Source organism: Paraburkholderia sp. J63 (assembly GCF_905220245.1).
Classification (GTDB): domain Bacteria; phylum Pseudomonadota; class Gammaproteobacteria; order Burkholderiales; family Burkholderiaceae; genus Paraburkholderia.
Map to the genome: position 1 here is coordinate 1 of NZ_CAJMZF010000101.1, position 4,936 is coordinate 4,936.

The 4,936-nt window shown below is 58.9% G+C and carries 5 protein-coding genes and 1 pseudogene; 1 reads left to right on the forward strand and 5 read right to left on the reverse strand.

The window, feature by feature from the left end:
• Positions 1 to 25: 25 nt before the first annotated feature.
• Both U5775_RS38465 and U5775_RS38470 read right to left on the reverse strand, forming a co-directional pair.
• Complete coding sequence (locus U5775_RS38465; RefSeq protein ID WP_322063360.1) at positions 26 to 277, reverse strand: TraK family protein; 252 nt, start codon at positions 275 to 277, stop codon at positions 26 to 28.
• The gene (locus tag U5775_RS38470) at positions 277 to 576 is read right to left on the reverse strand and encodes a hypothetical protein (protein WP_322063361.1); all 300 of its coding nucleotides are present in this window, start codon (positions 574 to 576) and stop codon (positions 277 to 279) included. Before U5775_RS38470 ends, U5775_RS38465 begins: the two co-directional genes overlap by 1 nt.
• 53 nt (positions 577 to 629) lie before the next feature.
• On the opposite strand from U5775_RS38470, the gene U5775_RS38475 reads away from it, so the two are divergent.
• Positions 630 to 1,670, forward strand: a complete 1,041-nt coding sequence (locus tag U5775_RS38475; protein WP_322063362.1) for a hypothetical protein — start codon at positions 630 to 632, stop codon at positions 1,668 to 1,670.
• 638 nt (positions 1,671 to 2,308) lie between these two features.
• Here U5775_RS38475 and istB read toward each other — a convergent pair.
• The 3 genes and pseudogenes from istB to U5775_RS38490 form a co-directional block, all read right to left on the reverse strand.
• Entirely contained in the window at positions 2,309 to 3,130 is an 822-nt protein-coding gene (istB, locus tag U5775_RS38480) for an IS21-like element helper ATPase IstB (protein ID WP_322063363.1), read from the reverse strand.
• Positions 3,127 to 4,578 (reverse strand): IS21 family transposase, encoded by a 1,452-nt coding sequence (istA, locus tag U5775_RS38485; protein ID WP_415913763.1) that lies wholly within the window; start codon positions 4,576 to 4,578, stop codon positions 3,127 to 3,129. The genes istB and istA overlap by 4 nt, the downstream gene beginning before the upstream one ends.
• A gap of 124 nt (positions 4,579 to 4,702) precedes the next feature.
• Positions 4,703 to 4,936, reverse strand: a pseudogene (locus U5775_RS38490) (hypothetical protein); the annotation flags it as partial.

The window sequence follows — 4,936 nt, forward strand, 5'->3', positions numbered from 1 at the left end:
GAATACGCTCTCACTCGCAACACCTTCACCTTTTAGGAACGTTCGGCTTACGCGCAATCAGTGTGTTTACATACCGGCGAAATGCTTGGTAACTGAACGCAATGCGCCCGTCTGCATGCAAGGTTCGATATACAGCCAAGACCGACCAACCGTCGTCGAGGGCACGTTGCACTTCGTTGCGCACGCCCAAGAAGACAGCACGGTTTAACTGCGATTGCGGAGCGGACGATTGAGCTAGTACCCGTGCTGCGATACGTTCAGTCAGAGTCGCAGCCATTACGCTCGATCCTCCCTGCGCAGTGCGCCCATCAAGAGAGCGGCGACAACGTCAACGGGGAAATACATCCGTCGGCCGACGTATATCTTGCGTGCGCTCAGTTCCCGCGCCCACGGTTCCTTGCCGGCGAGCAGGGACATACGAAGCCCCTCAGGCTTTCGATCCAGCGCTATGGCTAGTTGGTTGAGCGTCATCACCGCCCCATACCGCTTGATGAGGATTTCCAAGGTTTGATTCATCGCTTTCGTAAACACCACATTGAATTGGCTCGACATGTGAATATTTAACTGAATTTCCATAGAATGACCGGTAGAGGTTCTTATATTTTTCAACCATTAGGACAACTTGCCCTGTGGCACATCAATCCGCCAAAGATTTTGAAGTGGTTAAGCTCCGCACAAGAGCCTTAATCACAACCTTAATTCGCAAAACTGGCTGTATGAACACCAATCAGTTTGGAGACTGGGTCAACAGAGAGTCTGAAAAATTTGGCTGGCCAGATACACAGTTTTCCAACAAGTGGTATCACCTCCTCAGAGGAAGCTTCAAAAAACCTCCACTTGATGTAGTGAGCATGCTGTGCCGGCTGTTTCCCGAAGCTGAGGCGCTTTATCACGACGGCCCTGCGAACTTGTGGCGGGCGCTTTGGGGCGACGCGAGCGATCCGACCGTACTCTGGCCGCTTTGCCACACTCGCTTTTGCAATTTGGGACCGTGGCATGACGATGTGACGTGGAGAGAACTTGAGGCCGAACACCTGAACGAGCGAACGTTTGGCGAAACGCTCCGCGCATTCGAAGGTGAGCTGCTTTGGGCCGAGGTGTATAAAGAACCTCTCACGCTAGGGCACTTGACGGAGGCGATTGCCTTATATCGGCTACATCGCACGATAAATCGCTTGGCGGTTTCGGATGTCAATGGTTCCGGCGCGTATCGCTGCGTTCGGCGTTGTCTGAACGACCTCGACATACGGTCCGAGCTATACAGCTATGCGCGCCCCGAACGCAAACGACGGGCACCAATGTCACCGCCCGACGACGAACCGTCCGGCTTCGAGCTTGTACGCGACGAGCTGGTGGAAATGGAAATACATCGACTGACGACAGAATCGTCCTATCTCGCGTCAGTCGGTATTCAGAGCCACCAAGTATGGCCGTATTCCGATGACCCCATACCGTGGACGGAAACCGATGCGCTATGGGATTTGTTGAATTTGGACGGGGCGACGGCGACGGCGATGCCAAAGATAGCGGAGAGTCGCGCAGCGGCAATCCTAGAAAGCGCAAAGGTGGGGAACCCGGCACCGGTTCTGTCTTTGCAGACCGAAGACTTCCTGAGCGGCGCATCGGGCCACAATGTTGTTCACATCCTGTCCCGGGTAAGAGAAAGGTAGAAAGAAGGTAGGGGGCGAACAGCGTCCCGCAAAGCCTTTACCAGAAAGGCTTCCGGCATTGCGCGCGGTACGCTACCCCGATCGCTGCTTCGACTATTAGATCCGTATCCAGGTGGCCGGCTCAAATCCTTTGGTGTTCAGCTCGATGCGTCCGTCGCACTCAACCCCGCATTCGTTACGCGTAGCGCGGCGCGACAGCCATGCGCATGCTCTGGGAAGCAAATCGCCGCAGCATGATTAGATAAAGATTAAAACCAGATTAGGCGTTGCAAGTCGAATGCCGCAACTCCGCACCGCTGTTGAGTTTGTGAGGCATTCGGCTTGTGGACAGCCTAGGCGCTGGAACGGTAGACCCTAGGCGTCGGAACGGCAGAGCGTAGGTGCTGGAACGGCATACCGTAGGTGCTGGAACGGCATCCACGTAGGCGCAAGAACGGCATCAGAGGCGCCGTTTCCTTTGTCCACCGGCCTTCTTGGCTAGGTGTCGGCGTTGCGAGTCGCTGGGCTTCTTATCGACATGTACCAGGTCGCCTCGAATGTCGTAGCTGAACGGCTGACCGTGGGCTGGATAGCGTCAAGCAGCACGGCCGGTTTACCGACAATCATTTTGGCCGGTCGACCGGGATGACTGTCGGTCGTTATCCGGTCATGGTTGTCGCTCCTTGTTGTTGATTGTCGCCGGATGATTGTCGGCGCCTGTTGTTCTGCTTGTCGCTGGCGGTGCGACGACGGTAGCTTTCGACATTCATCTCGAAGATCGTCGAATGATGGACGAGCCGGTCGATTGCAGCGACGGTCATGCCAGGATCAGGAAACACGTCATTCCAGCCCGAGAACGGCTGGTTGGCGGTGATCAGGAGGCTGCGGCGCTCGTATCTTTCGGCAATGAGCTCGAACAGCACGCTGGTTTCGGCCTGATCCTTCCGGGCATATGACAGATCGTCCAGGATGATCAGGTCGAAGCGGTCGAGCTTGGCAAGAGCTGAGGGCAACTGCAGGCTCTGACGCGCAGCCTGCAGCTTCTGCACGAGCTCGCTGGTACGCGTGAACAGCACCCGGTAGCCGGCGTCAATCAACGCGTGTCCGATGGCCGAACCCAGATGACTTTTGCCGGCTCCGGGCGGACCGAACAGGAGCGCCGTGGCGCCTTTCTCAAGCCACGAATCGCCGGTCGCGAGCGCCATGACGTGTGCCTTTGAAACCATCGGCACCATGCTGAAGTCGAAGGTCGCAAGCGTCTTGGTCGGGTCCAGATGCGACTCGGCACGGTGTCGTTCGATTCGCCGTTTGGCCCGCTCGGCCAGTTCGTGTTCGAGCAATGCGCCGATCAGCCGCGTGGCCTGCCAGCCTTCCTTGTCGGAGCGCTCCGCAAACTCGGGCCACAGGCGGGCGATGGTCGGCAGGCGCAGTTCATTGAGCATCAAGGCAAGACGGCCGGCATCGTAAGCGGGCGTGCTCATGCGACCTCCTTGCCGAGCAGGTCGTCATAGCTGCTTGCGGGTGGCATCTCGACATTGACGACTGGGCAATCGGCGTGACGCGGCGCGAACTCCTCGCGCAGAGCCTTCAGATCAGGCAGCTTGCCGTCAACCAGCAACGCGTTGAGGCGCGCGGCCAGCACGGCCTCGACGCCATCGAGCGCGGCGAGTTCAAGCAATGCAACGATGACTTTGCACGCCTCGCGTTGTGTCAGTCTCGCCTCCAGCTGTTCCCACGTCCGGCGATACGCCTCACGCGGAAACAGCTCGTCTCGAAACGCAAGCCCCTTGAAGGCCTGCGGCTTGCGTTTGAGGCTCTCAATAAAGTGTCGGTAATCCAGCGCACGGCGGTTGTCGCCGGCACGCGAGCCGCGCGAGGTGCTATGCACCAGCGCGCCCGACAGATAGCAGTCGAGCCGGTCGCCGTACACGCGCACCTTCAGGCGATGACCGATCAGGCGCGACGGCGCGCTGTACAGAATGCCGCGTACGGTGAAGGTGCTGCAGCGTGTAACGCGCGCTTCTTCCTCGACGAAGTCAGTGGTGCGTCTTAACGGCAGATCCGTGAGCTGCTCGCGCTCAAGGCGGAACGCCGCCGCGTTACGCCGGTTACGACGCATGACGACCTCGCGCAGAAACTCATCATAGGCCGCACGATCTACAAAGTCCCGGTGACCGCGCAACATCAACGCCTGGTCGACGGCTTCCTTCAGGTAACGATGCGATGACTCAACGCTACCGTTCTCGTGACCCAGACCACGATTGTTGCGTGTCCCGTTCATCCCATAGTGCTCAAGCAGCGCCGCATAGCGCACCGTGAAGTCGTCCTCGTCCGCGAGGTTTCTGAACGCCGCTGACAGACTGTCGGTGCGATGCTCGCGCGGACATCCCCCGGCCTGCCAAAGTGCGTTCTGCAATCCCATGGACAGGGCTTCGAAGCTCTCGCCGCCTTCAACGACATTGGCGTATTCCCAGCGCGAGAACGCGAGCACGAAGTGATACAGCCGATGTTCGAACGGCACGCCAGCGATCGTCACTCGCAGTTCGGCCATGTCGGTAAAGTCGGACAGGCCACGTGCGCCGGGCTCATGCAGTTGCGGGAAGAAGACTTCCTTCGGTGGGCCGGACATCGCCCTCCAGTGCCGCACGCGTCGCTCGAGCGTGCGGCGTGTGCTATCCGGATACTCACCGGGGTGATCGTCCTGCAGCTTGCGCAGGATCGTGACCGCCTGAAGTTGCGGCGCGTTCGCGAGCATCTGAACGACTTCAGTATCCCAGACGTCAGCGAAGGGATCGGGACGGGAACGCCAGTAACGACGAGGTTTCTGGGATGGCAGTAAGGCGTCTCGTTCTATGCGACGCGCGCTGCGCACGCTGATGCCGGCCTTGGCGGCGGCGATCTCCTGAGAGTGATGTTTGCGTTTGGACATGTAGAGGCGAACCTGTTGGTCGGTAATGCGGGTTCCAGACATGTAGCTGATCGCTTTCTTATTCGATCAGCCATCGTAGAGCCCAGCCGACTCGGCGCCGCCGGTGGGGAGAACTCTCCAGCGGCTACGCCGCCTCCGACTTCTCCCCACCGGCCAAAACCTTCGCCGCTACACCGGCCAAAATGATTGTCGCCCTCCAGTGGGCCTCGCTCGCCTCGGCCAAGGCATCAAGGGCCTTGCGCAGAGTCTGTCGACCGCTGCTCGGACTCTCGTCCTCACTACCGGCAAGCTTCAGCAGTGTGAGCATGCGCATCGGGTAGGGCTTTGCATGACTGGCGTAGAAGCCGTGCATCCATTG

What these genes read in the sequence shown, in the direction of transcription:
- U5775_RS38465 (WP_322063360.1), bottom strand. Translation starts at nt 277, where the DNA reads ATGGCTGCGACTCTGACTGAACGTATCGCAGCACGGGTACTAGCTCAA.
- U5775_RS38470 (WP_322063361.1), bottom strand. Translation starts at nt 576, where the DNA reads ATGGAAATTCAGTTAAATATTCACATGTCGAGCCAATTCAATGTGGTG.
- istB (WP_322063363.1), bottom strand. Translation starts at nt 3,130, where the DNA reads ATGAGCACGCCCGCTTACGATGCCGGCCGTCTTGCCTTGATGCTCAAT.
- istA (WP_415913763.1), bottom strand. Translation starts at nt 4,578, where the DNA reads ATGTCCAAACGCAAACATCACTCTCAGGAGATCGCCGCCGCCAAGGCC.